The sequence below is a fragment of the Massilistercora timonensis genome (genome assembly GCF_048354975.1).
GTDB classification, from domain to species: Bacteria; Bacillota; Clostridia; order Lachnospirales; family Lachnospiraceae; genus Massilistercora; species Massilistercora timonensis.
Genome location: NZ_DBGCJQ010000008.1, coordinates 1 through 25,579 on the forward strand (window position 1 = coordinate 1; position 25,579 = coordinate 25,579).

Annotated in this window: 27 protein-coding genes and 6 tRNA genes; 28 read left to right on the top strand and 5 right to left on the bottom strand. The window is 52.6% G+C overall.

Annotated features, from left to right (window positions below; all coding sequences use genetic code 11):
* From ACML7B_RS00320 to ACML7B_RS00335, 4 genes are all read left to right on the top strand, one after another.
* Positions 1 to 2,485: DNA polymerase III subunit alpha (locus ACML7B_RS00320; RefSeq protein ID WP_418538774.1), on the top strand; the 2,485-nt coding region annotated here is incomplete at its 5' end.
* Positions 2,486 to 2,555: 70 nt separating this feature from the next.
* Positions 2,556 to 3,533 carry a 6-phosphofructokinase gene (gene pfkA / locus ACML7B_RS00325; RefSeq protein WP_418538776.1) on the top strand — a complete coding sequence of 326 codons (978 nt, stop codon included), beginning with the start codon at positions 2,556 to 2,558 and terminating at the stop codon, positions 3,531 to 3,533.
* Between the two features lie 17 nt (positions 3,534 to 3,550).
* The gene (locus tag ACML7B_RS00330; RefSeq protein ID WP_418538777.1) at positions 3,551 to 3,994 is read left to right on the top strand and encodes a DUF1934 domain-containing protein; all 444 of its coding nucleotides are present in this window, start codon (positions 3,551 to 3,553) and stop codon (positions 3,992 to 3,994) included.
* A gap of 175 nt (positions 3,995 to 4,169) precedes the next feature.
* Positions 4,170 to 4,610 carry an RpiB/LacA/LacB family sugar-phosphate isomerase gene (locus tag ACML7B_RS00335; protein ID WP_346707788.1) on the top strand — a complete coding sequence of 147 codons (441 nt, stop codon included), beginning with the start codon at positions 4,170 to 4,172 and terminating at the stop codon, positions 4,608 to 4,610.
* A gap of 152 nt (positions 4,611 to 4,762) precedes the next feature.
* On the opposite strand, the gene ACML7B_RS00340 is transcribed toward ACML7B_RS00335, so the two are convergent.
* Positions 4,763 to 5,542: a triose-phosphate isomerase gene (locus ACML7B_RS00340; protein ID WP_418538779.1), complete on the bottom strand. Its 780-nt coding sequence runs from the start codon at positions 5,540 to 5,542 to the stop codon at positions 4,763 to 4,765.
* A gap of 149 nt (positions 5,543 to 5,691) precedes the next feature.
* On the opposite strand from ACML7B_RS00340, the gene ACML7B_RS00345 reads away from it, so the two are divergent.
* From ACML7B_RS00345 to ACML7B_RS00420, 16 genes are all read left to right on the top strand, one after another.
* Positions 5,692 to 6,462, top strand: coding sequence for an N-acetylmuramoyl-L-alanine amidase (locus ACML7B_RS00345; protein WP_346707790.1), 771 nt, complete (start codon positions 5,692 to 5,694; stop codon positions 6,460 to 6,462).
* A 123-nt stretch (positions 6,463 to 6,585) separates the two neighbouring features.
* Entirely contained in the window at positions 6,586 to 6,831 is a 246-nt protein-coding gene (locus ACML7B_RS00350) for a hypothetical protein (protein ID WP_346707791.1), read from the top strand.
* A gap of 53 nt (positions 6,832 to 6,884) precedes the next feature.
* The gene (locus ACML7B_RS00355; protein WP_346707792.1) at positions 6,885 to 7,565 is read left to right on the top strand and encodes an RNA polymerase sigma factor region1.1 domain-containing protein; all 681 of its coding nucleotides are present in this window, start codon (positions 6,885 to 6,887) and stop codon (positions 7,563 to 7,565) included.
* Positions 7,566 to 7,690: 125 nt separating this feature from the next.
* Positions 7,691 to 8,557, top strand: coding sequence for a class II fructose-1,6-bisphosphate aldolase (gene fba / locus ACML7B_RS00360; protein ID WP_346707793.1), 867 nt, complete (start codon positions 7,691 to 7,693; stop codon positions 8,555 to 8,557).
* A gap of 85 nt (positions 8,558 to 8,642) precedes the next feature.
* Entirely contained in the window at positions 8,643 to 10,754 is a 2,112-nt protein-coding gene (locus ACML7B_RS00365) for a glutamine synthetase III (RefSeq protein ID WP_418538782.1), read from the top strand.
* Positions 10,755 to 10,772: 18 nt separating this feature from the next.
* Complete coding sequence (locus tag ACML7B_RS00370; RefSeq protein ID WP_346707795.1) at positions 10,773 to 11,225, top strand: DUF1700 domain-containing protein; 453 nt, start codon at positions 10,773 to 10,775, stop codon at positions 11,223 to 11,225.
* 245 nt (positions 11,226 to 11,470) lie between these two features.
* On the top strand, positions 11,471 to 11,629 hold the full coding sequence (locus ACML7B_RS00375; RefSeq protein WP_165697944.1) for a hypothetical protein: 159 nt from the start codon (positions 11,471 to 11,473) through the stop codon (positions 11,627 to 11,629).
* Positions 11,630 to 11,783: 154 nt separating this feature from the next.
* Positions 11,784 to 12,932: a THUMP domain-containing class I SAM-dependent RNA methyltransferase gene (locus tag ACML7B_RS00380; protein ID WP_418538784.1), complete on the top strand. Its 1,149-nt coding sequence runs from the start codon at positions 11,784 to 11,786 to the stop codon at positions 12,930 to 12,932.
* Between the two features lie 29 nt (positions 12,933 to 12,961).
* Positions 12,962 to 13,606 (top strand): RdgB/HAM1 family non-canonical purine NTP pyrophosphatase, encoded by a 645-nt coding sequence (gene rdgB, locus ACML7B_RS00385; RefSeq protein WP_346707797.1) that lies wholly within the window; start codon positions 12,962 to 12,964, stop codon positions 13,604 to 13,606.
* The gene (locus ACML7B_RS00390; protein ID WP_106788917.1) at positions 13,584 to 14,063 is read left to right on the top strand and encodes a metallophosphoesterase family protein; all 480 of its coding nucleotides are present in this window, start codon (positions 13,584 to 13,586) and stop codon (positions 14,061 to 14,063) included. The genes rdgB and ACML7B_RS00390 overlap by 23 nt, the downstream gene beginning before the upstream one ends.
* 122 nt (positions 14,064 to 14,185) lie before the next feature.
* Positions 14,186 to 14,260, top strand: a tRNA-Pro gene (locus ACML7B_RS00395).
* A gap of 7 nt (positions 14,261 to 14,267) precedes the next feature.
* A tRNA-Gly gene (locus ACML7B_RS00400) sits at positions 14,268 to 14,338 on the top strand.
* A gap of 60 nt (positions 14,339 to 14,398) precedes the next feature.
* Positions 14,399 to 14,472, top strand: a tRNA-Arg gene (locus ACML7B_RS00405).
* Positions 14,473 to 14,535: 63 nt separating this feature from the next.
* Positions 14,536 to 14,609, top strand: a tRNA-His gene (locus ACML7B_RS00410).
* A gap of 59 nt (positions 14,610 to 14,668) precedes the next feature.
* A tRNA-Gln gene (locus ACML7B_RS00415) sits at positions 14,669 to 14,740 on the top strand.
* 4 nt (positions 14,741 to 14,744) lie between these two features.
* Positions 14,745 to 14,817: transfer RNA gene (locus tag ACML7B_RS00420), tRNA-Lys, on the top strand.
* A 476-nt stretch (positions 14,818 to 15,293) separates the two neighbouring features.
* Here ACML7B_RS00420 and ACML7B_RS00425 read toward each other — a convergent pair.
* Together ACML7B_RS00425 and ACML7B_RS00430 are read right to left on the bottom strand one after the other, a co-directional pair.
* Positions 15,294 to 15,479, bottom strand: a complete 186-nt coding sequence (locus ACML7B_RS00425) for a hypothetical protein (protein WP_418538787.1) — start codon at positions 15,477 to 15,479, stop codon at positions 15,294 to 15,296.
* Positions 15,472 to 15,624, bottom strand: coding sequence for a hypothetical protein (locus tag ACML7B_RS00430; protein WP_418538789.1), 153 nt, complete (start codon positions 15,622 to 15,624; stop codon positions 15,472 to 15,474). The genes ACML7B_RS00425 and ACML7B_RS00430 overlap by 8 nt, the downstream gene beginning before the upstream one ends.
* Before the next feature lie 262 nt (positions 15,625 to 15,886).
* Between ACML7B_RS00430 and ACML7B_RS00435 the strand changes: the two genes are divergently transcribed.
* From ACML7B_RS00435 to ACML7B_RS00445, 3 genes are all read left to right on the top strand, one after another.
* Entirely contained in the window at positions 15,887 to 16,300 is a 414-nt protein-coding gene (locus ACML7B_RS00435; RefSeq protein ID WP_418538791.1) for a type II toxin-antitoxin system HicB family antitoxin, read from the top strand.
* Between the two features lie 173 nt (positions 16,301 to 16,473).
* A complete protein-coding gene (locus ACML7B_RS00440) occupies positions 16,474 to 16,635 on the top strand; it encodes a hypothetical protein (RefSeq protein WP_346707801.1) in 162 nt (53 codons plus the stop codon).
* 95 nt (positions 16,636 to 16,730) lie between these two features.
* Positions 16,731 to 18,224, top strand: a complete 1,494-nt coding sequence (locus ACML7B_RS00445) for an IMP dehydrogenase (protein WP_346707802.1) — start codon at positions 16,731 to 16,733, stop codon at positions 18,222 to 18,224.
* 111 nt (positions 18,225 to 18,335) lie between these two features.
* Here the strand turns inward: ACML7B_RS00445 and ACML7B_RS00450 are convergent, their stop codons facing one another.
* Positions 18,336 to 19,244, bottom strand: coding sequence for a DegV family protein (locus ACML7B_RS00450; protein WP_418538794.1), 909 nt, complete (start codon positions 19,242 to 19,244; stop codon positions 18,336 to 18,338).
* Positions 19,245 to 19,410: 166 nt separating this feature from the next.
* Here ACML7B_RS00450 and ACML7B_RS00455 point away from each other — a divergent pair, with 166 nt between their 5' ends.
* Together ACML7B_RS00455 and ACML7B_RS00460 are read left to right on the top strand one after the other, a co-directional pair.
* Positions 19,411 to 20,208 carry a zinc dependent phospholipase C family protein gene (locus ACML7B_RS00455; RefSeq protein ID WP_418538796.1) on the top strand — a complete coding sequence of 266 codons (798 nt, stop codon included), beginning with the start codon at positions 19,411 to 19,413 and terminating at the stop codon, positions 20,206 to 20,208.
* Positions 20,209 to 20,231: 23 nt separating this feature from the next.
* On the top strand, positions 20,232 to 21,464 hold the full coding sequence (locus tag ACML7B_RS00460) for an MFS transporter (protein WP_346707805.1): 1,233 nt from the start codon (positions 20,232 to 20,234) through the stop codon (positions 21,462 to 21,464).
* Here the strand turns inward: ACML7B_RS00460 and ACML7B_RS00465 are convergent.
* Positions 21,461 to 22,714 carry an HlyC/CorC family transporter gene (locus tag ACML7B_RS00465; protein WP_418538797.1) on the bottom strand — a complete coding sequence of 418 codons (1,254 nt, stop codon included), beginning with the start codon at positions 22,712 to 22,714 and terminating at the stop codon, positions 21,461 to 21,463. The two genes, ACML7B_RS00460 and ACML7B_RS00465, sit on opposite strands and share 4 nt — an antisense overlap.
* Positions 22,715 to 22,865: 151 nt before the next feature.
* On the opposite strand from ACML7B_RS00465, the gene murB reads away from it, so the two are divergent.
* The 3 genes from murB to whiA are packed head-to-tail and all read left to right on the top strand — an operon-like array spanning position 22,866 to position 25,572.
* Positions 22,866 to 23,777, top strand: coding sequence for a UDP-N-acetylmuramate dehydrogenase (murB, locus tag ACML7B_RS00470; RefSeq protein ID WP_418538799.1), 912 nt, complete (start codon positions 22,866 to 22,868; stop codon positions 23,775 to 23,777).
* A gap of 22 nt (positions 23,778 to 23,799) precedes the next feature.
* Positions 23,800 to 24,681 (top strand): RNase adapter RapZ, encoded by an 882-nt coding sequence (gene rapZ, locus ACML7B_RS00475; protein WP_418538800.1) that lies wholly within the window; start codon positions 23,800 to 23,802, stop codon positions 24,679 to 24,681.
* Positions 24,682 to 24,690: 9 nt separating this feature from the next.
* Positions 24,691 to 25,572 (top strand): DNA-binding protein WhiA, encoded by an 882-nt coding sequence (whiA, locus tag ACML7B_RS00480; RefSeq protein ID WP_346707809.1) that lies wholly within the window; start codon positions 24,691 to 24,693, stop codon positions 25,570 to 25,572.
* Positions 25,573 to 25,579: the final 7 nt, after the last annotated feature.

The window sequence follows — 25,579 nt, forward strand, 5'->3', positions numbered from 1 at the left end:
TATGGGGTATGTGGATTATTTCCTGATCGTGTGGGATTTCATCCGCTACGCCAGGGACCACGGCATTATGGTGGGACCGGGACGGGGGTCTGCCGCGGGGAGTATCGTGGCCTACTGCCTGGAGATCACCAGCATCGATCCCATCAAGTATCAGCTGCTCTTTGAGCGGTTCCTGAACCCGGAGCGGGTGTCCATGCCGGATATCGACGTGGACTTCTGCTTCGAGCGGCGGCAGGAAGTCATTGATTATGTGGTGCGCAAATACGGAAGCGACCGGGTGGTGCAGATCGTCACCTTCGGTACTCTGGCGGCCCGGGGCGTGATCCGGGATGTGGGACGGGTGATGGATCTGCCCTACGCCTTTGTGGACAGCATTGCCAAGATGGTGCCTCAGGAACTGAACATTACCCTGGAGCGGGCCCTGAAGATGAGCCAGGAACTGAAGAAATCCTATGAGGAAGATCCACAGGTGCGGGAACTGATCGATATGTCCATGCGCCTGGAAGGGCTTCCCAGACATACGTCCATGCATGCGGCAGGAGTGGTCATCAGCCAGAAGGCCATCGATGAGTATGTGCCCCTGTCCCTTGGGTCAGACGGCTCTGTGACCACTCAGTTCACCATGACCACTCTGGAGGAACTGGGGCTTCTGAAAATGGATTTCCTGGGCCTCAGAACCCTGACGGTGATCCAGGACGCAGCCCGGCTGGCGGAGAAAAGCGCAGGCCATCCCATTGACATCAACCAGATCGACTATAATGACAAGGCGGTGCTGGATTCCATCGGAACCGGGAGGACCGACGGCGTCTTCCAGCTGGAGAGCGCCGGGATGAAAAGCTTCATGAAAGAACTGAAGCCCCAGAGCCTGGAGGATATCATCGCCGGGATCTCCCTGTACCGTCCAGGCCCTATGGATTTCATTCCCAAGTATATCAAGGGAAAGAACAACGTGGATTCCATCACCTATGACTGCCCCCAGTTAAAGCCCATCCTGGAACCTACCTACGGCTGTATCGTCTATCAGGAGCAGGTGATGCAGATCGTGCGGGATCTGGGGGGATATACCCTGGGCCGGAGCGACCTGGTGCGCCGGGCCATGTCCAAGAAAAAGGGCGATGTGATGCAGAAAGAGCGGCAGAACTTCGTCTACGGCAACCCGGAGGAAGGGGTGCCGGGCTGTGTGTCCAACGGCATTGACGAGAAGACAGCCAACAAGATCTATGATGAAATGATCGATTTCGCCAAGTACGCTTTTAATAAATCCCACGCCGCCGCCTATGCGGTGGTGGCCTATCAGACCGCCTGGCTGAAATATTATTATCCGGTGGAGTTTATGGCGGCCCTTATGACTTCCGTTATCGACAATCCGGGGAAAGTGGCGGAATACATCTATACCTGCCGGCAGATGGGGATTGGGATCCTTCCTCCGGACATCAATGAAGGAGTGGGGAATTTCTCCGTGGACGGCAGGAATATCCGCTATGGCCTGGCGGCCATCAAGAGCATTGGCCGGCCGGTGATCGAGTCCCTGATCCGGGAGCGGGAGAGGGGCGGCAAATTCCGCAGCCTGAAGGATTTCATTGAACGGATGTCCGGGAAGGAAGTAAACAAAAGGACCATCGAGCACTTTATCAAATCCGGGGCTTTCGACAGCCTGGGCGGCACCAGGAAGCAGTTCATGGTGGTTTATATCCAGCTTATGGATCAGGTGAACCAGGAGCGGAAATACTCCATGACCGGACAGATGTCTCTCTTCGACCTGGTAGGAGAAGAAGAGAAGGCGGAGTTTGACACCCAGATGCCGGATGTGGGAGAGTATGAGAAGGAGACCAGGCTTTCCTTTGAGAAGGAAGTGCTGGGCGTCTACTTAAGCGGCCATCCCATGGAGGAGTATGAAGAGCGGTGGCGGAAAGGGATCACCCGCACTACTCTGGATTTCCAGCTGGATGAAGAGACCGGGCGGACCAGAGTCCACGACGGCGTCAAGGAGACTGTCGGCGGGATCATCGCCGGGAAGACTATTAAATATACCAAGAACAATAAGACCATGGCCTTCCTCACCATTGAGGATCTGGCGGGGACGGTGGAAGTGGTGGTATTCCCCAGAGATTATGAGAAGTACCAGCAGTATCTTACCGAGGAGAACAAAGTCTTCGTCCGGGGAAGAGTATCCGAGGAGGACGACGCGGCCAGTAAGCTGATCTGCGAAGCGGTGATCCCCTTTGATCAGACCAGGAAAGAGCTGTGGCTGCAGTATGAAGCCAAGGCGGATTTCCTCTCCCGGGAACAGGAGCTTTATGAAATGCTGGGAGATTCGGAAGGAGACGACCAGGTGGTGATCTACTGCAGGAAGGAACGGGCGGTGAAGCGGCTGCCTCAGGGTAGAAATATCCACATTGACAGTATTATTTTGAACAGATTGACGAATTATCTGGGTGAATCTTGTGTAAAAGTGATAGAAAAACCCATTGAAAACCCAAGATAATTCATGTACAATGAAGCACGAGATTAAGAAACAAGACTTAACACGAATACGAATAACGGAGGGAATCAATATGTCAGACAAGATCATTCGTACAATCGGTGTGTTGACCAGCGGAGGAGACGCCCCGGGCATGAATGCGGCGATCCGTGCGGTTGTCCGTACAGCACTGGGAAAAGGTCTGAAAGTCAGAGGAATCCGGCGTGGTTATCAGGGACTGTTAAATGAAGAGATCATAGATATGTCCGCAAGAGATGTGTCAGACACTATCCAGCGGGGAGGTACTATTCTCCAGACGGCGCGCTGCCAGGAGATGCGTACCGAGGAAGGGCAGCAGAAGGCGGCTGCCATCTGCAAGAAATACAGCATCGACGGCCTGGTAGTCATCGGAGGAGACGGATCCTTCGCCGGCGCGCAGAAGCTGGCCAACTTCGGGATCAACACCATCGGGATCCCGGGAACCATCGATCTGGATATCGGATGTACCGAGTATACCATCGGCTTTGACACAGCTGTGAATACAGCGATGGAGGCCATTGACAAGGTAAGAGATACTTCTACTTCCCATGAGCGCTGCTCCATCATCGAGGTTATGGGAAGAGACGCGGGATACCTGGCGCTGTGGTGCGGTATCGCCAACGGGGCGGAGCGCATCCTGATGCCGGAGGAGCATGATTACGATGAGGCCGCTATCGTGGCGGACATCCAGGAGTGCCGGAAGCGTGGCAAGAAGAACTACATCATCATCAACGCAGAGGGAATCGGCGACTCCATGAATATGGCAAAAAGGATCGAGGAAGCCACCGGAATGGAGACCAGAGCTACTGTTCTGGGCCACATGCAGCGTGGAGGAAGCCCCACCTGTAAGGACCGGGTATATGCATCCATCATGGGAGCGATGGCAGTAGACCTTCTGATCGAAGGAAAGACCAACCGGGTAGTGGGATACAAACACGGCCAGTATGTAGACTTTGACATCGACGAGGCCCTGAGCATGAAGAAGGCGATCCCTGCATATCAGTACGAGATCGCGAAACAGCTGGCCCTTTAATAGCAGAAGAGACGCTTATGACAAAAGAAGTATTGCTGTCGATCTCCGGCCTTCACTACGATGTGCCGGCAGAGTCGGCGGAGGAAGAAAATGAGCCCATAGAAGTCATCACCCCGGCCACCTATTACTACAAAAACGGGAAACACTATATCATCTATGAAGAGCTGGTAGAGGGACTTCCAGGGAGCATCAAGAACAAGGTGAGGATTTCCGATGGGATGCTGGAGATCATCAAGAGCGGCATTTCCAATTTCCACATGGTCTTTGAGAAAGACAAGATCAACATGACCCAGTACGAGACGCCTTACGGAGAATTGCTGGTAGGGGTGTACACCAGGGACATGAAGATGGATATCCAGGAGAATGAGATGGATATCCGCATCCTTTACGATCTGGATATTAACGGAGAGAAAGTGGCGGATTCAGAGATCACCATGAGCGTGAGGGCAAAACAGGAATAAAGATAAGAGCAGGAGGCAGCTTTGCGGCAGGCGCGCAGAGGGCCTCCTGTTTTTTTAAGGGACGGGTTTTGGATTTTGGATATAAAACTCTGACGGAAGTAGACAACCCCGGGTGTAAATGCTAAAATGATAGTAGCGAGTTCAAAATTCAAAATTCAAAGGAGACGTGAAAATCATGAAAATTGCAATTGGATGTGATCCTAACGCACAGCAGGCAAAAGAAGAACTGATGAAGTTCATCGAGGCAAAAGGCTACGGCGAGATGACAGATTTTGGAAGTGAAGATCCCATCTACGCCAACACAGCGATCCGGCTGGCTGAGGCGGTAGCGGCAGGCGAGTATGACAGAGGGATCCTGATCTGCGGGACCGGTATCGGCGTATCCATCGCAGCCAACAAGGTAAAAGGCGCTTACGCGGCATTGCTGTCCGATGTATATTCTGCTCAGAGAGCGCGCTTAAGCAATGACGCCAACATTGCATGTATGGGAGCTTTTACTTCCGGAAGCAAGGAGAGAGAGCTGATGACAGAAGCCTTCCTGACCAACGAGTTTGTGCCGGGATGTTCTTCTCAGCCGAAGGTAGACGCATTCGTAGAGTACGATAAGAACCGATAGAAAAGAAAGAAGAGACAGCAAAAAAGCGGGCATATGCCCGCTTTTTTGTCGTTGATGAGATCGGAAAGGAGGATCCCCGACGAGGGGTTGAGGTGTTTATTTTTGTATTTCCGTCAGAGAACACTCCTCTCCAGATCTCTACTACGGTAACCTTACCGGGTAGCCGCCCCGATAGAAGACCGAATAAGCCGATCGAATTTGTCTGCCTGCCATGCGGCGCGTCCTGTGAATAATCCGTCAATGGAAGGCTGAACGATCAGTTCTTCACAGTTGCCTGGATTGACGCTTCCGCCGTAGAGAACCGGGATGTCATCACCGGCTTCTCCAAAGATCTCCCTGAGACAGGCCTTGATCACCTTGTGCATCTTTTCTGCGTAGTCCGCGGTGGCAGGAGTTCCGTTGACGCCGATGGACCACACCGGTTCATAGGCAACCCAGATCTTGGGGACCTGGGAAACCGGTACGCCGTGGAACCCGATCTTAAGCTGGGTCCGCAGCACTTCCGGACTGATGCCGAATTCCTTCTCCTCGCCGGTCTCGCCGATGCACAGGAGAGCGGTAAAGCCGTGATCAAGAGCGGCTTTTACCTTTTTATTTTCTTCCACATCCGTCTCGCCGAATACATGGCGGCGCTCCGAATGACCGATCATGACAAGATCCAGACCCAGCTCTTTCAGCATGAGCGGAGAGATCTCTCCGGTAAACTGTCCTTCTTCTTCCCAGCACATATTCTGCGCGCCCAGTTTGATATACTGGCGGTCGTAACAGTGGGAAGCGCTCTCCAGCGTAGTGAAGGACGGGATGATGAAAAGCTCGATCTCTTCCCGGCTTAAGTCCTTGGTGTAGTCAGCCAGGGCCTTCAGATACTCAGTGGTATCCTTGATATTCTTGTACATCTTCAGGTTGCTTCCAAAATATAATTTCTTCTTCATGTCGCGCTCCTTCTAGAAACCTGATCTTCTGCTGAAAATATTATACTTGATAGAAAGAGAAAATTCAATCTGGGAAAATAAATTTCGTGATTTCCCATAAAAAAATCCTGCATATACTGGTAAGAAAGATGAACCATAGGAGGATACCTATGCCTTATTCGATCATGCTGGACGCCGGACACGGAGGACGGGATCCGGGAGCAGTATACAACGGACGGCAGGAGAAGGACGACACCCTGGCGCTTACCCTGGCGGTGGGGGAGATCCTGCAGAACAACGGGATCGATGTGGAGTATACCAGGACCACAGATGTGTATGAGACGCCATTTGAGAAGGCGATGGAGGCCAACAACGCAGGAGTGGATTTCTTCGTGTCCATCCACAGGAATTCCTTCCCCACAGATAACGAAGTGTCCGGTGTGGAAACGCTGGTGTACGATCTGTCCGGCCTGAAGTACCAGGTTGCCCAGGACATTGCCCAGCAGCTGGAAGCCGTCGGATTCGTGAACCTGGGCGTGAAGGCCAGGCCGGGACTTGTGGTGCTGCGAAGGACCGCAATGCCGGCAGTGCTTGTGGAGGCCGGATTTCTCAATTCCGACGTGGACAATCAGCTGTTTGACGATCATTTCCAGGATATTGCCCAGGCCATTGCCAGGGGGATCCTGGACGGCCTGAGCGCCGGCGGGGCGCTGGAAGGAGGGGAAGCTCCGGAATACCGGATCCAGACAGGGCTGTTCCGGAACTGGACTTATGCCAGGAGGATGGAAAATGAACTGCTGGAGGAGGGATTCCCGGCCTTTGTAGACGATACGGGCCAGTATCTCAGCGTCCAGGTGGGACCCTACCAGACGCTTGTCCAGGCGGCGGAGGAGGAACAGAAGCTTAGGAGCGCAGGCTACCAGACCCTGATCATCCGCTGACAGGGCGGGGAGAAGATTTTACCTGATTTTTGCAGAAGCAGATCCTGTGTCTTAACAGAAGGCAACTATAATGGGGACAGTAATGAGAGGAAAGAAGTTGCTGCGAGGAAGGGAGATAGAGAGATGTTGCTTTTATGGAATATGGTAAAACGTTTTTTTGATGAGGACTGGACGGCAGGTGTGTTCCTGGCGGCGAATGTGTTTCTCTGGACGGCGTTAAGCTGCGGGGTGGGAATGTTGTTCTGTATGGTAGCCGCAGGCGCGGAAGCGGCAAGCTGCGCAGCCAATGTGCTGTGTATGTCCATCTACGCCGGGATCATTGTGGGATTGTTCGGCGGGATCTGGTTTCTGTTTCGCAGACAGTCGTAGATTTTCCATCCCGTTTATGCTAAGATGTTTCCAGAAAAAAGGAGGAAACAGGGATGGCAGAACGGATGGGATTTCAGGGAAAACTAAGAGAAGTGCTGGGCTTTGCCAGGGAGCGGGAAGACCATCTCCTGGCGGAAGACGTGGAGAAGTTCTTTGAGGAGGAGGGGCTGTCCCCGGAGCAGATGGAACTGGTCTTTCAGTATCTGACGGAGCAGGGGATCGAAGTGAAGGGATATGCGCCCTCTAAAGGAACCGCCCGGGAGGCGGGGGAGGAAGAAGCAGACTTAAGCCCGGAAGAGGAACGGTATCTGGAGACTTACCGGCAGGAGATCGAAGCGCTGGAAGAAGCGGGTGATAAGACGCTGGCCCGCCGCCTGACAGAAGTGGTGGAAGAGGCGGTGAAACTGCAAAGAGGCGAGGTGTTCCTGGGAGATCTGATCCAGGAAGGGAACATGCGTCTTGTGATGCTGCTGGAGGAAGATCCGGAGAAGGAAGAAGAAGCACGGCGGGTCACGGTGCGCAGCGCCATGGAAGAATTCATAGCCTCCAGCGGAGAGGTGCGTCGCAGAGACCGGCAGATGGTCCGGAAAGTCACAGACTTAAATAATACAGTCAAAGCCATGGAAGAAGAGGAAGGGAGGAAAGTGACCCTTGACGAGGCGGCCGGGAGGCTTGGGATCACCCGGCAGGAAGCAGAACAGATCTGGAAGCTGACATCGGAAGAAGAAGCATAGGAAAGACAAATTCCTGTCCTTGTGTTTTCGGAATGAATGAGCTATAATAAGGAAAGCAAATATCAAGGCGGCGCCGGACATTACACGGGAATGCCGGGCGGCAGAGGAATTGGAGGAATTATCTTATGTTAGTATCAGCAAAAGACATGCTTGAAAAAGCGGTAGCCGGCCACTATGCAGTTGGTCATTTCAACATCAATAACCTGGAGTGGACGAAAGCCATCCTGACAGCGGCCGAGGAGTGCAAGTCCCCGGTGATCCTGGGTGTATCTGAAGGCGCAGGCAAGTACATGACAGGTTATAAGACCGTAACCGAGATGGTGAAGGCGATGACAGAGGAGATGAACATCACAGTTCCGGTAGCGCTTCACCTGGATCACGGCAGCTATGAAGGATGTAAGAAGTGCATCGAGGCCGGATTCTCTTCTATTATGTTTGACGGATCTCATTATCCCATCGAAGAGAATGTAGCCAAGACCAAAGAACTGATCGCCATCTGCCGGGAGAAGGGAATGTCCCTGGAGGCAGAGGTAGGAGCTATCGGCGGCGAGGAAGACGGCGTGATCGGCCAGGGCGAATGCGCAGATCCCAAGGAATGTAAGATGATCGCAGACCTTGGCGTAGATATGCTGGCAGCAGGAATCGGAAATATCCACGGAAAATATCCGGCAAACTGGGCAGGCTTAAGCTTTGAGACACTGGATGCCATTCAGCAGCTGACAGGCGATCTTCCGCTGGTACTTCACGGCGGTACCGGAATCCCGGACGACATGATCAAGAAGGCCATCAGCCTGGGCGTTGCCAAGATCAATGTAAATACCGAGTGCCAGCTTGCATTTGCGGATGCGACACGGAAGTATATCGAGGCAGGCAAAGATCTGGAAGGCAAGGGATTTGACCCGCGTAAACTTCTCAAACCGGGATTCGACGCGATCGTTGACAAGGTAAAAGAGAAGATGGAACTGTTTGGTTCCGTAGGAAAAGCGGAATAACAGAGAGCAAAGCGTTCCGGCGTACAAGTTGGAACGCTTTTCCTTGTACAGCAGTTGATTCTATAGAAGAAAGGACAGGCGAGGAATGGGAGAAGCATTTAATGTAGCTGATATTTTTGGAGAAGACGTGTTTAATGATACCGTGATGCAGGAGCGGCTTCCGAAGAAGGTCTATAAGGATCTGAAGCAGACCATCGAGGAGGGGAAGGAACTGGACTCCGCAACGGCGGATGTGATCGCCCACGAGATGAAGGAGTGGGCCATCGAGAAGGGGGCGACCCATTATACCCACTGGTTCCAGCCTCTTACCGGCGTGACTGCGGAGAAACACGATTCCTTTATCTCTGCGCCGCTGGAGAACGGAAAGGTGCTGATGAGTTTCTCCGGCAAGGAACTGATCAAGGGAGAGCCGGACGCGTCCTCTTTCCCGTCCGGAGGGCTGCGGGCCACATTCGAGGCAAGAGGCTATACCGCCTGGGACTGTACGTCCCCGGCCTTTGTGCGTCATGACGCGGCGGGCGCCACGCTGTGTATCCCTACTGCATTCTGTTCTTACACCGGAGAGGCGCTGGATCAGAAGACTCCGCTTCTGCGGTCCATGGAAGCCATCGGGGAGCAGTCCCTGCGGCTGATCCGGCATTTCGGCAATACCACGTCAAGGAAGGTAACTCCCATGGTGGGAGCGGAGCAGGAATATTTCCTGGTGGATGCGGAGAAGTTTATGCAGAGAAAGGACCTGATCTACACAGGACGGACTCTGTTTGGAGCCATGCCGCCGAAAGGCCAGGAGCTGGACGACCATTACTTTGGAACTATCCGCCAGAGGATCGCTGCATTTATGCGGGACGTGAATGTAGAGCTGTGGAAGGTGGGCGTGACCTCCAAGACCCAGCACAATGAAGTGGCGCCGGCCCAGCATGAACTGGCGCCCATCTATGCCAAAGCCAACGTGGCAGTGGACCACAACCACCTAGTAATGCAGACCATGAAGCGGGTGGCCGGCCAGCACGGGATGAAGTGTCTCTTCCATGAGAAGCCTTTCGCCGGAGTCAACGGTTCCGGCAAGCATAACAACTGGTCTCTGACTACAGACGACGGTAAGAACCTTCTGGATCCGGGCAAGACGCCTCATGAGAATATCCAGTTCCTGCTGGTGCTCACCTGTATCCTGAAGGCGGTGGACGAGCATGCGGATCTTTTGAGAGAATCTGCGTCAGATCCGGGAAATGATCATCGTCTGGGCGCCAACGAAGCGCCTCCGGCCATTATCTCCGTATTCCTGGGCGAGCAGCTGGAGGATGTGATCGACCAGCTGGTGAGCACGGGAGAGGCCACTCACAGTATCAAGGGCGGCAAGCTGAAGACCGGCGTGCGGACGCTGCCGCAGCTGGCCCGGGACGCCACAGACCGGAACCGTACGTCGCCATTTGCATTTACCGGCAATAAATTTGAGTTCCGTATGGTGGGATCCAGAGACTCTGTCGCAAGCCCCAATGTGGTCCTTAATACCATCGTGGCGGAGGCCTTCGCGGAGGCCTGTGATGTGCTGGATGAGGCGGAAGACTTCGAGATGGCGGTCCATGACCTGATCAAGAAATACGCTACCGAGCACCAGAGGATCATCTTCAACGGCAACGGATATTCCGATGAATGGGTGGAAGAGGCCGAGAGAAGAGGCCTTCCCAATATCCGCTCCATGGTGGAGGCCATCCCGGCTCTCACCACAGAGAAGACGGTGGAGATGTTTGAGCGGTTCCATGTGCTGACCAGGGCGGAACTGGAGTCCAGGGCAGAGATCCGTTATGAGAATTACTCCAAGGCCATTAACATCGAGGCGCGTACCATGATCGATATGGCCAGCAAGCAGTTTGTCCCGGCCTTTGTCAAATACACCAGATCCCTGGCGGATACGGTGAACGCAGTCCGGGAGGCCGGCGCGGACACCACTGTTCAGGCGGAGATCCTGAACGAGGTGACAAAGCTTCTGGGAGAGACCAGGGAAGCGCTGGCGGCCCTTACCAAGGTTACGGAAGAAGCCATGGAGAAATCGGAAGGAGAAGAGCGGGCGAGGTTCTATTACTTTGAAGTGACGCCTGCCATGGAACGGTTAAGAGCGCCGGTGGACCGGCTGGAGATGATCGTGGACAAAGAGGCGTGGCCGATGCCGTCCTACGGAGATCTTCTTTTTGAAGTATAATATAACAGGAGGGACCAGATGACCAAACGGGAATTTCTGGAGAAACTAAGAGCCGCGCTGGCAGAGGATCTGGGCAGCGCGGCGGTGCAGGAGCAGGTTGCTTTCTACCGGCAGTATATTGAAGATGAAGTGAGAAAAGGAAGAAGCGAGGAGACGGTGACGGCGGAACTGGGAGATCCCTGGGCCATTGCCCGCACCCTTATTGATTCTGCAGAGATGCAGGGGAATGCCGGGGGAGCTTACGACTATGAGCCGGAGCGCCAGAGCCGGACGGATTACCGTGAGGACGCCCATATCCATGTGTTCGGGTTCGATACCTGGTGGAAGAAGCTGCTTCTGATCCTGGGCGTAGTGGGGATCCTCCTTCTGGTGATCGCGGTGATCGGAGGGATCTTCAGCCTGCTGCTGCCCATCCTGGTCCCGCTGGTACTGATCTCGCTGATCTTCCGTCTGCTGGACGGACGAAAATAGAAGAGCAAAGTAAAAGACCGATGGGGGAGCCATCGGTCTTTTGAGGGGAGTATAAATAATTAATAAGGGGTTGTAGAAAGTATCCTTTCTACATGACTTAGTATAATATAGGCGGGGGCAAAAAGCAAGGAAAAGTTTAAAAAAATCTTAATATATTTGTTTCGGCATTTTTGTGAAAAAGATACATAAAAACTTCCTCCGGGGACATAATAACCGCGTAACCAAAAAGACGAGGAGGAATTCAAATGGCTAAGAACACCAATACAACGGATCAGAATTCTAGAAACAAAAACAGCGCGAAACAGAACGCAGGCAAGCAGAATTCAATGAACCGGAACGGGGCCGGACAGAATACGTCCAACCGGAACAGCACAGGAACTGACAGCGAGCACAACGGCTACTAGGACAAGGTTTTACAGAAGGCGGGAGACATGCAGAAAAAAGCATGTCTCCCGCCTTCTTGTCTCACAGAAAATCCGATTGACAAAGACCGGGAGCGGGAGATAAGATAAAGAAAGGGATTTGCCCTGGAATGGACGAGAAAATGGAGAAAAACCTATGACAGATAAAGTGGAACTGATCGCGCCCTGCCATTTTGGGCTGGAAGCGGTCCTGAAGCGCGAGATCCAGGATCTTGGGTATGAGATCACGGAAGTAGAGGACGGAAGAGTGACCTTCAAGGGAGACATTGCCGCTGTCTGCCGGGCCAACCTGTTTCTCAGGACGGCGGAGCGGGTCCTTGTGAAGGCGGGAAGCTTCCGGGCGGAGAGCTTTGAGGAACTGTTTGAGGAGACGAAGAAGATTCCGTGGGAGGAATATATCCCAAGAGACGGGAAGTTCTGGGTCTCCAAGGCTGCCTCAGTAAAGAGCAGGCTTTTCAGTCCGTCAGATATCCAGTCGATCATGAAGAAGGCCATGGTGAAGCGGCTGGGTGAACACTACCATATGGAGTGGTTCCCGGAAGACGGCGCTTCCTATCCGGTGCGGGTGTTCTTGAAGAAAGATATTGTGACGGTGGGACTTGATACTTCCGGGGTATCGCTTCATAAGCGGGGATACCGGGAAGTGTCCGGGAAGGCGCCGATCACCGAGACGCTGGCGGCGGCCCTGATCCTTCTGACGCCGTGGAAGGGAGACCGGATCCTTGTGGATCCTTTCTGCGGAAGCGGGACCTTCCTTATTGAGGCGGCTATGATGGCAGCAGATATCGCCCCTGGTATGAACCGTTCCTTTACCGCGGAGGAGTGGACCAATTTCATTCCGAAAAAAGCCTGGTATGAGGGTGCGGATGAGGCGGCCTCCCGGATCCGGATGCCCTCTGATACGGATATCCAGGGATATGATGTGGATGGGGATGTGATACGGATCGCAAGGCGTAATGCCAGGGAAGCGGGAGTGGAGGAACTGATCCATTTCCAGGAACGGGATGTGCGGGACTTGCGCCACCCTAAGAAATATGGATTTATCATCACCAATCCGCCCTACGGAGAGCGGCTGGAGGAGAAGGAAGCGCTGCCGGATCTGTATCGCGCCTTTGGTGAGAGTTTCCGGAAGCTGGACTCCTGGTCGGCCTACATGATCACCTCCTACGAGGACGCAGAGCGGTATTTTGGCCGGAAGGCGGATAAGAACCGGAAGATCTATAATGGGATGCTGAAGACTTACTTCTATCAGTTCCCGGGGCCCAAGCCGCCCCGGAGAGGATAGGAAGAGACACACAAGGAAGGAGCGGCAGAATGCGGACAATTATTTTTGCTACAGGCAATGAACATAAGATGGTGGAGATCCGGATGATCCTGGAAGGGCTGGGCGCCCGGATCCTGTCACAGAAGGAAGCAGGGATCAAGGCGGATGTGGTGGAGGATGGATCCACCTTCGAGGAGAACGCTCTGATCAAGGCCGGGGAGGTCGCCCGGGCGGCGGCGCAGATACCGGAGTATCAGGACGCGGTGGTACTGGCGGACGATTCCGGGCTGGAGATCGATTATCTCAATAAGGAGCCGGGGATCTACTCTGCCCGGTATCTGGGAGAAGACACTTCCTATGATATTAAGAACAACGCGCTTCTGGAGCGGATGGCGGGAGTGCCGGACGAAGAGCGGACCGCCCGGTTTGTATGCGCCATCGCGGCAGTATTCCCGGGAGGGGAATCGGAAGTGGTGCGGGGCACCATGGAAGGCCGGGTGGGCTATGAGATCGCCGGGGAGAACGGATTTGGCTATGATCCCATCTTCTACCTGCCGGAATTTGGCTGCACCAGCGCCCAGCTTGCGCCGGAGAAGAAGAATGAATTAAGTCACAGAGGAGAAGGCCTTCGGAAGATGCGGGAGATCCTGCTGAAGAAATGGGAGAGGGAAGATGAAGATACTGATCGTAAGTGATACCCACAAATCACATGGGAACCTGGAGAAAGCGATCCAGGACGCCGGACGGATCGATATGCTGATCCACCTGGGAGATGTGGAGGGCGCGGAGGATTATATCCGGGCCCTGGTGGACTGTCCGGCCCATATCCTGGGCGGGAACAATGACTTTTTCTCCGATCTTCCCAGGGAAGAAGAGTTCTTCGTGGACGGGCTTCACCTGTTCATCACCCACGGCCACTACTATTATGTGTCCATGGGGGAGGATCATCTGAAGGAAGAAGCCAGGGGGCGGGGAGCGGATATCGTGATGTACGGCCATACCCACAGACCATCTATCACAAGAGAGAAGGACCTTACTGTGGTCAACCCCGGAAGCATCGCTTACCCCCGGCAGGAGGGCAGAAGGGGAACCTATGTGCTGATGGAGACAGACGAAAACGGAAAGGCGGAATTTGCGTTAAAATACGTCTAGAAACAGCGTCTAGAAACAGGGTTTTGAAAAATAAAAAAAGTTGTTGACAACCCGGAACCCATGCTATATAATATATCTTGTGTCACGGAGACGGGCATGCAGTGGCAGGAATAAAATATGAACGGGGTGTGGCTCAGCTTGGCTAGAGCGCCTGGTTTGGGACCAGGAGGTCGCAGGTTCAAATCCTGTCACCCCGATATTTATGCGGGTGTAGTTCAATGGTAGAACACTAGCCTTCCAAGCTAGATACGTGGGTTCGATTCCCATCACCCGCTTTCTTAAGGCCCTGAAACAGGGAATTAAGATGGCGACGTTCCAAAGCAGAACGGGCTTGTGAGTCTGTAGCTCAGCTGGATAGAGCAACGGCCTTCTAAGCCGTAGGTCGAGGGTTCGAATCCCCCCAGGCTCGTTAGGAGCACAACAATTGAATAAGGTGGTGCTTCGCCGGTTTACGCCGGCAGGTATATATATGGTGGGTATGGTGCAGTTGGTTAGCGCGCCAGATTGTGGTTCTGGATATCATGGGTTCGAGTCCCATTACCCACCCTCTTTTTTTATCTATTTTCAGAAAAAGCCCTGGCCGGACTGCCGGGGTGTTTGATTATTGGGCTATCGCCAAGCGGTAAGGCACAGGACTTTGACTCCTGCATTCGTTGGTTCGAATCCAACTAGCCCAGTTTCGGGCGTGTAGCTCAGGTGGTAGAGCACTTGACTTTTAATCAAGTTGTCCGGGGTTCGAATCCCCGCACGCTCATGTGTGAAAAACAGCGGAGATCCAATCTTTTAACGGATTCCGCTGTTTTTTTGGTATTCAAAAGATATTGTGTGGCATAGTAAAAGACACCCACACAAATGTATGCGTGAGTGCCTTTCAACCATAATCAATATGGTTCTCTCCGTAGAAGTATATTACTATATAACTATGAATATTACAATATATTAAAATAGTTTTTTTTAACCAGTTTAATAGCTGTTCAAAGGGGTAAAATTTACTATTTCAATGTGTTTGGGTATATTTGCGCGCAATAGTTATGGCGGAAGTTATGGCCTGTCAACCCCAGGATAGGTCCATTAGACACCTCATTCATCTTTCGCAGTATCCATTTGCCGTCAAATGATATCGTGTCTCCGATTTCAGCCATCTGACCATCAACCCTCACTCTTTTCAGATTCTCAGCTCTGTCTATAATGTAATAGACAAATACCACCAACCATAAACAACCGGTGGTATTAATTCATAAACTCTAATATTTGTCCAAGCATGTCGCCCGCACCACTATCTTCAAATTCCTGCCTTTCTTCATTTGTTGCGCTATTCCAGACTTCATCTACTTCTTTATTTAATTCTAACCATTTCTTATCTGTCATGTCTTTGCCAAAAATAATGCTTTCCAATTCTTTAAGACTTCTAGACATTTTTAATCTCTCCTATTAACTCTAAAATACGCTCTCCTGTTTGTAATGTCCTCTCTAACAAGTCTTCCAACATTTCTTTTAGGTTTGTATATAAATCATCTTTATCATCTATCTCTAGCATATCCTTCTTTCCGTTTTTTTTCAACCGGTCCCACTCCTCCGTGGCGCCGCCCTTACTCAAAAAGTCCAGCCATTCTTTATAATCTTCACTGTCCTCATAGGCAGATTTAAAGATAAAAGAGTTAAAGGTTGTAGGCATGGAAAAAGAGTTAAAGGTTGTAGGCATGGAAAATCTTGACGCACAAGGATATAATGCGTATAATATACGCACAAATAAGAAAGAGGTGGCAATTAAATATCCGTTTTATCAAGTATAGTGATGTGTTGAGCGATTAGGAGGAAAAATAATGGCAAACGTGGGAAGAAAAGCATATCCAATCGTGATATCTAAGGAAGATGACGGATTTTATTATGTGGAAATTCCAGATTTTGATATCGCGACACAGGGAGAAAGCGTGCCGGATGCTATGGAAATGGCAAGAGACGCGATCGGATTAATGGGGATTGATTTTCTTGATGACGGGAAGGGAATGCCTGAACCAAATTCAAAGGAATTACATTCTTCGAAAGATGATATCGTAACGCTTGTTGATGTGGATTTTGCGGAATACAGAAAAAAGGTGGACAATAAAGCAGTGAAGAAAAACTGTACAATTCCATACTGGCTTAATGTGGAAGCGGAAAAAGCGGGAATTAATTATTCAAAAGTCCTTCAGGAAGCATTGATGAACATTTTGGGGAAAGGAAAAACGGTTAACTAATTGCCGGAGAAGAAGGAGTGTGACTTATGGTAGAGATGAACGAGGCGGCCGTGGCCTATATGCGCCGGCAGGGGTTTCAGGACGTGGTGCTGAGCGTGGAGGAGATCACCAGCTGATGTGCGCCTCCGTATCTGGAGGTGGCGGTAAGTTTTACCGACGAGGATGAGGAAGCCATGATGGCGAAAGGATATCAGTGGGAGCAAAGCGAACTGGGGAAGGTGTACTACCCTTCTCAGGGGGTGGTGATCCCGGATAAGATCTGCGTCAATTACATGGAATACCCCTGGATCTCCTGCTTTGAGGTGGAAGGAGTAGAGATCGAGAAAAAGGAGTGATAAGACCGTGCGCAAGTCCTTTACAATGCGGCTTCGAACGTGTTATCATTGATACAATAACAAATGATTCGTGCTTCGAAAACAGGAGGAAAGCCATGGCATTTTATTATGAAGAACCGTCCAGAACATTTAGTGAGTATTTGCTGATCCCCGGCTATTCATCTGCGGAGTGCATTCCGTCGAAAGTTTCCCTGAAGACGCCTCTGGTGAGGTTTAAGAAAGGGGAGGAGGCCCCGATCTCCATCAACATCCCGATGGTATCCGCCATCATGCAGTCGGTATCCGACGACCGGATGGCAGTGGCCCTTGCCCAGGAGGGGGGACTTTCTTTTATCTACGGATCCCAGCCTATTGAAGAGCAGGCGGAGATGATTCGCAAGGTCAAGAGATACCGGGCAGGATTTGTAGTCAGCGATTCCAACGTGTCGCCGGATATGACCCTGGCGGACGTGCTGGCCATTACAGAGCGGACCGGACATTCCACCGTCGCGGTGACAGAAGACGGGACCGCCGGCGGGAAATTCGTGGGGATCGTGACCAATAAAGATTACCGGGTGAGCCGGATGTCTCCGGACACAAAGGTTAAGGAGTTTATGACTGAATTCTCCAAGATCGTGTGCGCCGGGGAGGATACCACCCTCAAGGAGGCCAATGACATCATCTGGGAGCACAAGATCAACTGTCTCCCTCTGGTCAATAAGAATCAGGAGCTGGTGTACCTGGTTTTCCGGAAGGACTATGACACCCATAAGAAGAATGAGAATGAGCTGATCGACGCTTCCAAGCGCTATATGGTGGGAGCGGGGATCAATACCCGGGATTACAAAGAGCGTGTTCCGGCGCTGGTGGAAGCCGGTGCGGACGTGCTGTGTATCGACAGTTCCGAGGGATTCTCTGAATGGCAGAAGATGACCCTGGATTATATCCGCTCAGAGTACGGCGATTCCGTGAAGGTAGGAGCCGGAAATGTGGTGGATGCGGAAGGATTCCGTTTCCTTGCGGACGCGGGAGCAGATTTCGTCAAGATCGGTATCGGCGGCGGCGCCATCTGTATCACCAGAGAGCAGAAGGGAATCGGCCGCGGACAGGCTACGGCGCTGATCGAGGTAGCCAAAGCCCGGGACGAATATTATGAAGAGACGGGGATCTATGTGCCCATCTGTTCCGACGGCGGGATCGTGCATGACTATCACATTACCCTGGCCCTGGCCATGGGAGCGGATTTCGTCATGCTGGGCAGATATTTCGCCAGATTCGATGAGAGTCCCACCAAGCGGGTGAATATCAACGGAAGCTATATGAAGGAATACTGGGGCGAGGGAAGCGCCAGAGCCCGCAACTGGCAGAGATATGACATGGGCGGGGACAAGAAGCTGTCCTTTGAAGAAGGCGTAGACTCCTTTGTTCCCTATGCAGGAAGTTTGAAGAACAATGTGAGCCTGACTTTAAGCAAAGTCAGATCCACCATGTGCAACTGCGGGGCGCTGACTATCCCCGAGCTGCAGAAGAACGCCAAGATCACACTGGTGTCTGCCACCAGTATTGTAGAGGGTGGCGCCCATGACGTAACACTCCGGGATAAACGCTAAGGAGTCCTGAGGGTAAGAAATGATCAAAAAAGAGACCGGAGATGGCGGGATGGATCCCGCTGCCTCCGCTCTCTTTTTCTTACGCTGTGACCGGATAAAGATGGATCGGCTTCAGACTGCGCTGCTGTGGCAGACCACTCCATAACCGATGGAGGTGGGGCCTGCGTGGACGCCGATGGTGGCGCCGATCTGATGGACTGCAAGAAGGGGAGATTCGCCGTAGAGGCTCCGGAACCGTTCCTGAGTCATGTCCCGCAGACGGAAGCCCTCTTCTCTGTCATGGCCATAGCCAATGATGATGATACAGTCTTTAGGCGTGCAGTTTTCTTCTTTCAGATACCGGCACAATAGTTCCAGAATGCCCTCCAGGGAGCGGCGGCGCCCCCGCCGGATGCCGGAAGAGTGGATCTCTCCGTCCTGCAGGGTGATGAGAGGCTTTACGTTGAGAAGGGCGCCGGCAAGGCCGGTCATTTTGCCCACCCGTCCGCCGTGCTGGATATAGTCAAAACTGCCCACGGTAAAGAAGATCCGGGCCGTCTTTCTAAGATCCGTTAAGATCCTGGCTGCTTCCTCTACAGAGAGACCGGCGTCCCGCAGGCGGCAGGCCTCCAGGACGAGAGCGCTCTGCATAAGGGTGGCGCACAGAGAATCCAGGAGAATGATCCGGGCGTTGGGATAAGCTTCCTCTGTCATCTGCGCGGCGATGCGGGCAGACTGAAGGGAAGAGCTTAATTTGGTGGAAATGCAGATGCACAGCACGTCCTCGCCGGCAGCGGCGTATTTTTCAAAATACTGACAGAAGTCATCCGGGGAAGGGGCGGCAGTCATGGGATAAGTTCCAGGCTCGTCCACCATCTTCTGATAGAAATCCTCCAGCGGGACTTCCAGTCCTTCCTTCTTGTAGTGTTCTCCGTCGAAAGAGACAAGAAACCGGACGGTATCCACGCCCAGCTTTTCAGTTTCCGGCAGCGGAAGATCACAGGAGCCGTCGCTGACAATGTGGAAAGTTGGTTTTGTCATATGTGATTCCTCCTTTGCAAGATGTTTGTTGATTTTATTCTAACACAAGGGGGAAATATAATGCTATAATGAATTTTACCTGATCTTAACAGGGGAAAGAGAGAAATCTTACGTTTGGAACGTATACTGACAGAAGTGAACATGCACAGGAAAAAGGAGGAATACCATGCCGGCAGTATATGCACATTACCGATTCGGGGCGAAGGTGTCCCGGAAGCTTCCGGAGGATCTGCGAAAGATCGCCACAACCTATCATCCACAGTTTACCATCGGCCTTCAGGGGCCGGATATTTTCTTTTTCTACCGGCCTTACAGGAAGAACCGGATCGCAAGATACGGGAATCATCTCCATGAGATCCCGGCCAGGGAATTCTTCGAACACGGAGTAAGGGTCGTAAAGGGAACCGGAAGAGACAGCGGGGAATATGCCTATCTTCTGGGATTTTTATGTCATTTTATCCTGGACAGCGAGTGCCATCCCTATGTGAGCGAGATGATCGGGGAGACCGGCGTCCAGCATCTGGAGATCGAGGAGGAGTTCGAGAAGGCGCTTCTTAGAAAGGACGGTAAAGATCCTTTCTCTTATGAGACCGCCAGGCTGATCCCGGCGGACCGGGCTACGGCCAGCGCGATCCGGCCCTTCTACCAGGGGATCTCCTGCCAGACGGTGGAGAAGTCCCTTCGCTGGATGCGGCGGATCAAAGGGCTGTTTACTGCGCCGGGGGCGGTGAAGTTCCATCTTGTTAACGGGCTTTTGAAGACGGGCGCGGCAGGGAAGTATCCCAGTGTGAAGGGATTGATCTGTCAGCGGGAGGATAATCCCCGGTGCGCCGCAAGCAACCAGGGACTGGAGGAACGGTTTGCGAAGGCGGTAGAGGTGGCCGTTGCCATGGCCGGAAATCTGGACGAGGCGGTAAAGAACGGAGCTTGTTTAAGCTCCCGGTTTGACCGGACCTTTGAATAAGACAGGAAAGAGAGAGGGAGACAATGGAGAAAATGAAACTGACGAAACTGGAGAAATACTGGATCCTTTATGATGTGGGCAATTCAGCGTTCACCCTGCTGATCTCCACCATCATCCCCATTTATTTTAATTCTCTGGCGGAGAATGCGGGGATCTCGGAGGTGGATTATCTGGCGTACTGGGGATATGCCGCATCCCTTGCCACGGTGATCGTGGCGCTGATCGGCCCTATCTTCGGGACCATTGCGGATACGCAGAATTATAAGAAGCCCTTGTTTGCCATCAGTATGATGATCGGCGTGCTGGGCTGCGCGGCGCTTTCCCTGCCAACATCCTGGATCCTGTTCCTGGCGGTGTTCGTTGTGGCCAGGGTGGGGTACAGTTCCAGCCTGATCTTCTATGATTCCATGCTGGTGGACGTGACAGAGCCGGACCGGATGGATACGGTTTCCTCCCACGGTTATGCCTGGGGCTATATCGGAAGCTGCATCCCCTTCATCCTTTCTCTGGTTTTTGTCTTAATGTATGAAAGTCTGGGGATCACCATGAAGATGGCGATGACCATTGCCTTCTTCCTGAACGCGGCCTGGTGGGTGCTGGTGACGATTCCGCTTTTCCGTAATTACCGGCAGAAAAATTATGCCCAGGCGCCCAGCCATCCGGTGAGGGACAGCTTCCGGCGCCTGGGCAGGACTCTGCGGGATGTGAAACAGGAGAAACCCATCTTCCTGTATCTGCTGGCGTTCTTCTTTTTCATTGACGGAGTCTACACCATCATCGAGATGGCAACCGCTTACGGAAGCGCTCTGGGACTGGATTCCACCGGGCTTCTGCTGGCGCTTCTGGTGACCCAGATCGTGGCGTTCCCCTGTGCTCTTATCTTCTCCCGGCTGTCCAGGAATTATGAGACTAAAAGCCTGATCAGGGTCTGTATCCTGGCTTACACCGGGATCGCTCTTTTCGCCATCCAGCTGGACAAGCAGTGGGAATTCTGGTTCCTGGCAGTAATGGTGGGCATGTTCCAGGGAGCCATCCAGGCGCTGTCCCGGTCTTATTTTGCCAAGATCATCCCGGTGGAAAAATCGGGCGAATACTTTGGCATCTATGACATTTGCGGCAAGGGAGCGTCCTTCATGGGAACCACTTTGGTAGGCCTGGTGGCTCAGATCACCAATGCGGCCAATGCCGGCGTGGCCATCATTGCCCTGCTGTTTGTCATCGGATTCTTCCTGTTCAACAAGGCGGCCAGATATTAATCCGGAAGATACAGGTGAACCCGCTCGATCCGGTTCTTGTCCATGGATTCCACCACAAGCCGGAGTTCGGATTCTGTCTCGATGGCGTCTCCGGGATCCGGCAGCCGGTCCAGGCGTTCGATGATGAAGCCGCCTAAGGAGTCATATTCTTCTGATTCCAGGGCAAGGTCCAGGCGGTCGTTAAGATCCTCCAGATGAATGGAGGCTTCTACCAGGTATTCCCGGTCGCTGATCTTGTGGATAATGTCTTCTTCCTCATCTTCGTCATACTCGTCGTGAATCTCTCCCACGATCTCCTCCAGAATATCCTCCAGGGTGATAAGACCGGAAGGATCGCCGTATTCATCCAGGACGATGGCCATGTTAAAGGAAGCCTGACGCATCTCCACCAGCAGTTCGGAGATGCTTTTGTATTCATAGGTAAAGTAGGCCTCTCTTAAGATATCCCGGACATGAAACTCACCGGTGTTGTCAAAGAGAAGCAAGTCCTTCATATTGATGGTTCCGATGATGTTGTCCGTGGTATCCTCGAAAACCGGAAGACGGGTGTACCGGTCCTCCCGGTAGAGGGTCAGAAGCTCTTCATAGGTGCTGTTCACGTCCGCGAAAGTCACATGGACTCTGGGGACCATTACATCCCGGGCCACCGCGTCGCCTAAGTCCACCACGTTGTAGATCATTTCTTTCTCGTCAGATTCGATTACGCCGTCCTCATGGCTGACGTCCACGATGGTGCGCAGGTCTTCCTCGGTAACGCCCTTGTTCTGATCCTTGGAATTAATGCGGAGCAGGGTCAGGATACCCATGGACAGTCCATTGATCAGGAAGATCACCGGGGTCATAAGCTTCATGAAAGCGCGGATGATGGGGGCATAGATCAAAGCCATGCCGTTGGCGTGGATGGTGGCGGTAGTCTTGGGGGTGATCTCGCCGAAAAGCAGGATCAGTACGGTTAAGATACCGCTGGCCACGGCGACCATGGAACCGCCGAATTTATAAGCGATGGTAGTAGTAAGGGAAGCAGCGGACAGATTGACCACGTTGTTGCCGATCAGGATGGCGCTCAGCATTTTCCCGGAATTATCGGTAACCTCCAGGACAGCCTGGGCCCGTTTGTTGCCTTCTTCCGCAAGGCTGCGCATCCTGAGTTTATTGGAAGTGGTAAGAGCCGTCTCCGCCGATGAGAAAAAGGCGGAAAGAGCAAGTAAGATCACAAGAATGATAAGTTGTAACACATCACTGGGGTCCAAAAGAAAATCAACTCCTTTTTTCTGGCGCTTTTTGCACCGGTATTTTGTAATGATACCGTATTTTCGGCTATTTTGCAAGAGCACGTTGAATTCACGGAGGGTTTCGTGTATGATGTTAGGGATGAAGAAGTAGATCAAGGAGTGTATCTATATGGATAAAAATTTCTACAGCCGGCTTAAGGAGATCCTTCCGGCGGACCGGATCAAAGAAGAAGAGCCCATGCGGCTGCATACCACCTTTCGCGTGGGAGGTCCTGCCCGGTTCTTTGTGACGCCAAAGACGGCGGAGGAGTTGCAGGGGATCATCGCCTGCTGCCGCGAGGCACAGGTTCCCTACTATATTATAGGAAACGGGAGCAACCTTCTGGTTTCGGATCAGGGATATGAGGGCGTGATCATCCAGATCTTCAAGGAGATGAATGAGATCCGGATCGAGGGCGAAGAGATCGTGGCCCAGGCGGGAGCCCTGCTTTCCGCAGTGGCAGCCCGGGCGGCGGAAGCTTCCCTTACCGGATTCGAGTTCGCGGCAGGGATCCCAGGCACTCTGGGAGGGGCCTGTGTGATGAACGCCGGGGCCTACGGCGGAGAGATGAAGGACGTGCTGACCGAAGTGCAGGCGCTCACCCGGGAAGGGGAGATCCTGACGATTCCAAAAGATGAGCTGGAGCTGGGCTACCGGACCAGCGTGATCGCCAAAAAGGGCTATATTGTCCTGGAGGCGAAGCTGCGGCTGGAGAAAGGGGAAGAGGCGGACATCCGGGCCAGGATGGAAGACCTGAAGAACCGGCGGGTGACCAAGCAGCCGCTGGAGTACCCAAGCGCGGGAAGTACTTTTAAGAGGCCGGAAGGCTATTTCGCAGGAAAGCTGATTCAGGATGCAGGTCTTGGAGGCTTCCAGGTGGGCGGAGCCCAGGTGTCAGAGAAGCACTGTGGCTTTGTGATCAATAAGGACCAGGCAACCGCGGCCGATATCGCGGAGCTGATCCGCCAGGTACAGGCCAAAGTAAAGGAAGATTCCGGCGTGGATCTGGAACCGGAGGTAAAGCGCCTGGGAGAATTCTAAGGAAAAATGGAGGGGGATACCAATGAGATTTGTGATCGTAACAGGAATGTCAGGCGCAGGGAAATCCACGGCGTTGAAAATGCTGGAGGACATGGGATATTTCTGCGTGGATAACCTTCCTGTGCCATTGATCCCCAAGCTGGCAGAGCTTTTTACGGTCAGCGGATCTGAAGTGCAAAAGGCAGCCCTGGGTGTGGATATCCGCAGCGGCCAGAGCTTTGGCGAGCTGGAGCGGATGCTGCAGGAGCTGGACGCCATAAATATGAAGTACGAGATCCTCTATCTGGAGTCCAGCGACAACGTGCTGGTGAAGCGCTATAAAGAGACCCGGAGATTCCATCCCCTGTCCGGGAGCAGCGGCCGGGTAGATGAAGGGATCAAGAGAGAACGGGAACGTCTGGGATTTCTGAAGAAAAAAGCGGACTATCTGGTGGATACCAGTCATATGCTTACCAGAGAGCTCAGGCAGGAGCTGAACAAGATCTTTGTAGAGAATAAGGAATTCAAGAATCTCTACATTACGGTGCTGTCATTCGGGTTTAAATACGGGATCCCGTCGGACGCGGACCTGGTATTTGACGTGCGGTTCCTTCCCAACCCCTACTATGTAGATGAACTGCGGCCCATGAGCGGCAATGACCCGGAGGTCCGGGATTACGTAATGGGAAATGAGAAGGCGGGGGAATTCCTGGATAAGCTGACGGACCTTCTGGAATTTCTCATCCCCAACTATATAATAGAAGGAAAGACACAGCTTGTGATCGGGATCGGCTGTACCGGAGGCAAGCATCGCTCCGTTACCCTGGCCAACGCGCTTTTTGCCCGGCTCAGTCAGGCAGAGAGCTACGGGATCCGGATCGAGCATCGGGATATCGGGAAAGACGCGATCACAAAGGCAAGGTAGGGACTTGATATGTCATTTTCTGGAAATATAAAAGAAGAACTGGCGCAGCACTACGGCAGGGCAAGACACTGCCAGCTGGCGGAACTGTCCGCGATCCTGCACATGTGCGGAGAGTTCTCGGAAGATTCCAAAGGAGTCTGCACGTTGAAATTCCACACGGAAAATCTTCCGGTTGCAAGAAAATGCTTTACATTAATGGAAAAAACATTTAATATAAAGACTGGTATCGTTATTCGGAAGAATCCGTCCCGGGGCAGCACCGCCTGTTTCCTGTACTGGAAGGGGGATGAGCTCCTGGCGGTAAAGAATACGATCGTGCAGGCAGTGTGCTGCAAGCGGGCCTATATACGCGGCGCCTTTCTGGCAGCGGGGTCCATGAGCGATCCCAGGAAGTCCTATCATTTTGAGATTGTGTGCAATTCGGAAGAAAACGCAAGTTACTTGAGAGATATGATCAACAGCTTTGATATGGATGCCAAGATCGTGCAGCGTAAGAAAACGTCTGTTGTGTATCTGAAAGAGGGAGAGCAGATCGTAGACATTTTAAATGTCATGGAAGCTCATGTGGCATTGCTGGAGTTGGAGAATGTCCGGATCCTGAAAGAGATGCGGAATTCAGTCAACCGCAAAGTGAACTGCGAGACGGCAAATATCAACAAGACCGTTTCCGCTGCCGTCCGGCAGATGGAGGATATCGCCTATATCAGAGATACCATAGGTCTTGACCGTTTGCCGGAAGGATTGAGAGACGTTGCCCTTACACGTCTCGAATATCCGGAAGCTGCGCTGGCGGAGCTGGGCCGGCTTTTGAAATCGCCGGTAGGCAAGTCCGGGGTCAATCACAGACTGCGCAGACTGAGTGAAATAGCGGATCAGTTAAGGGAGCAGTAAGGAGGAA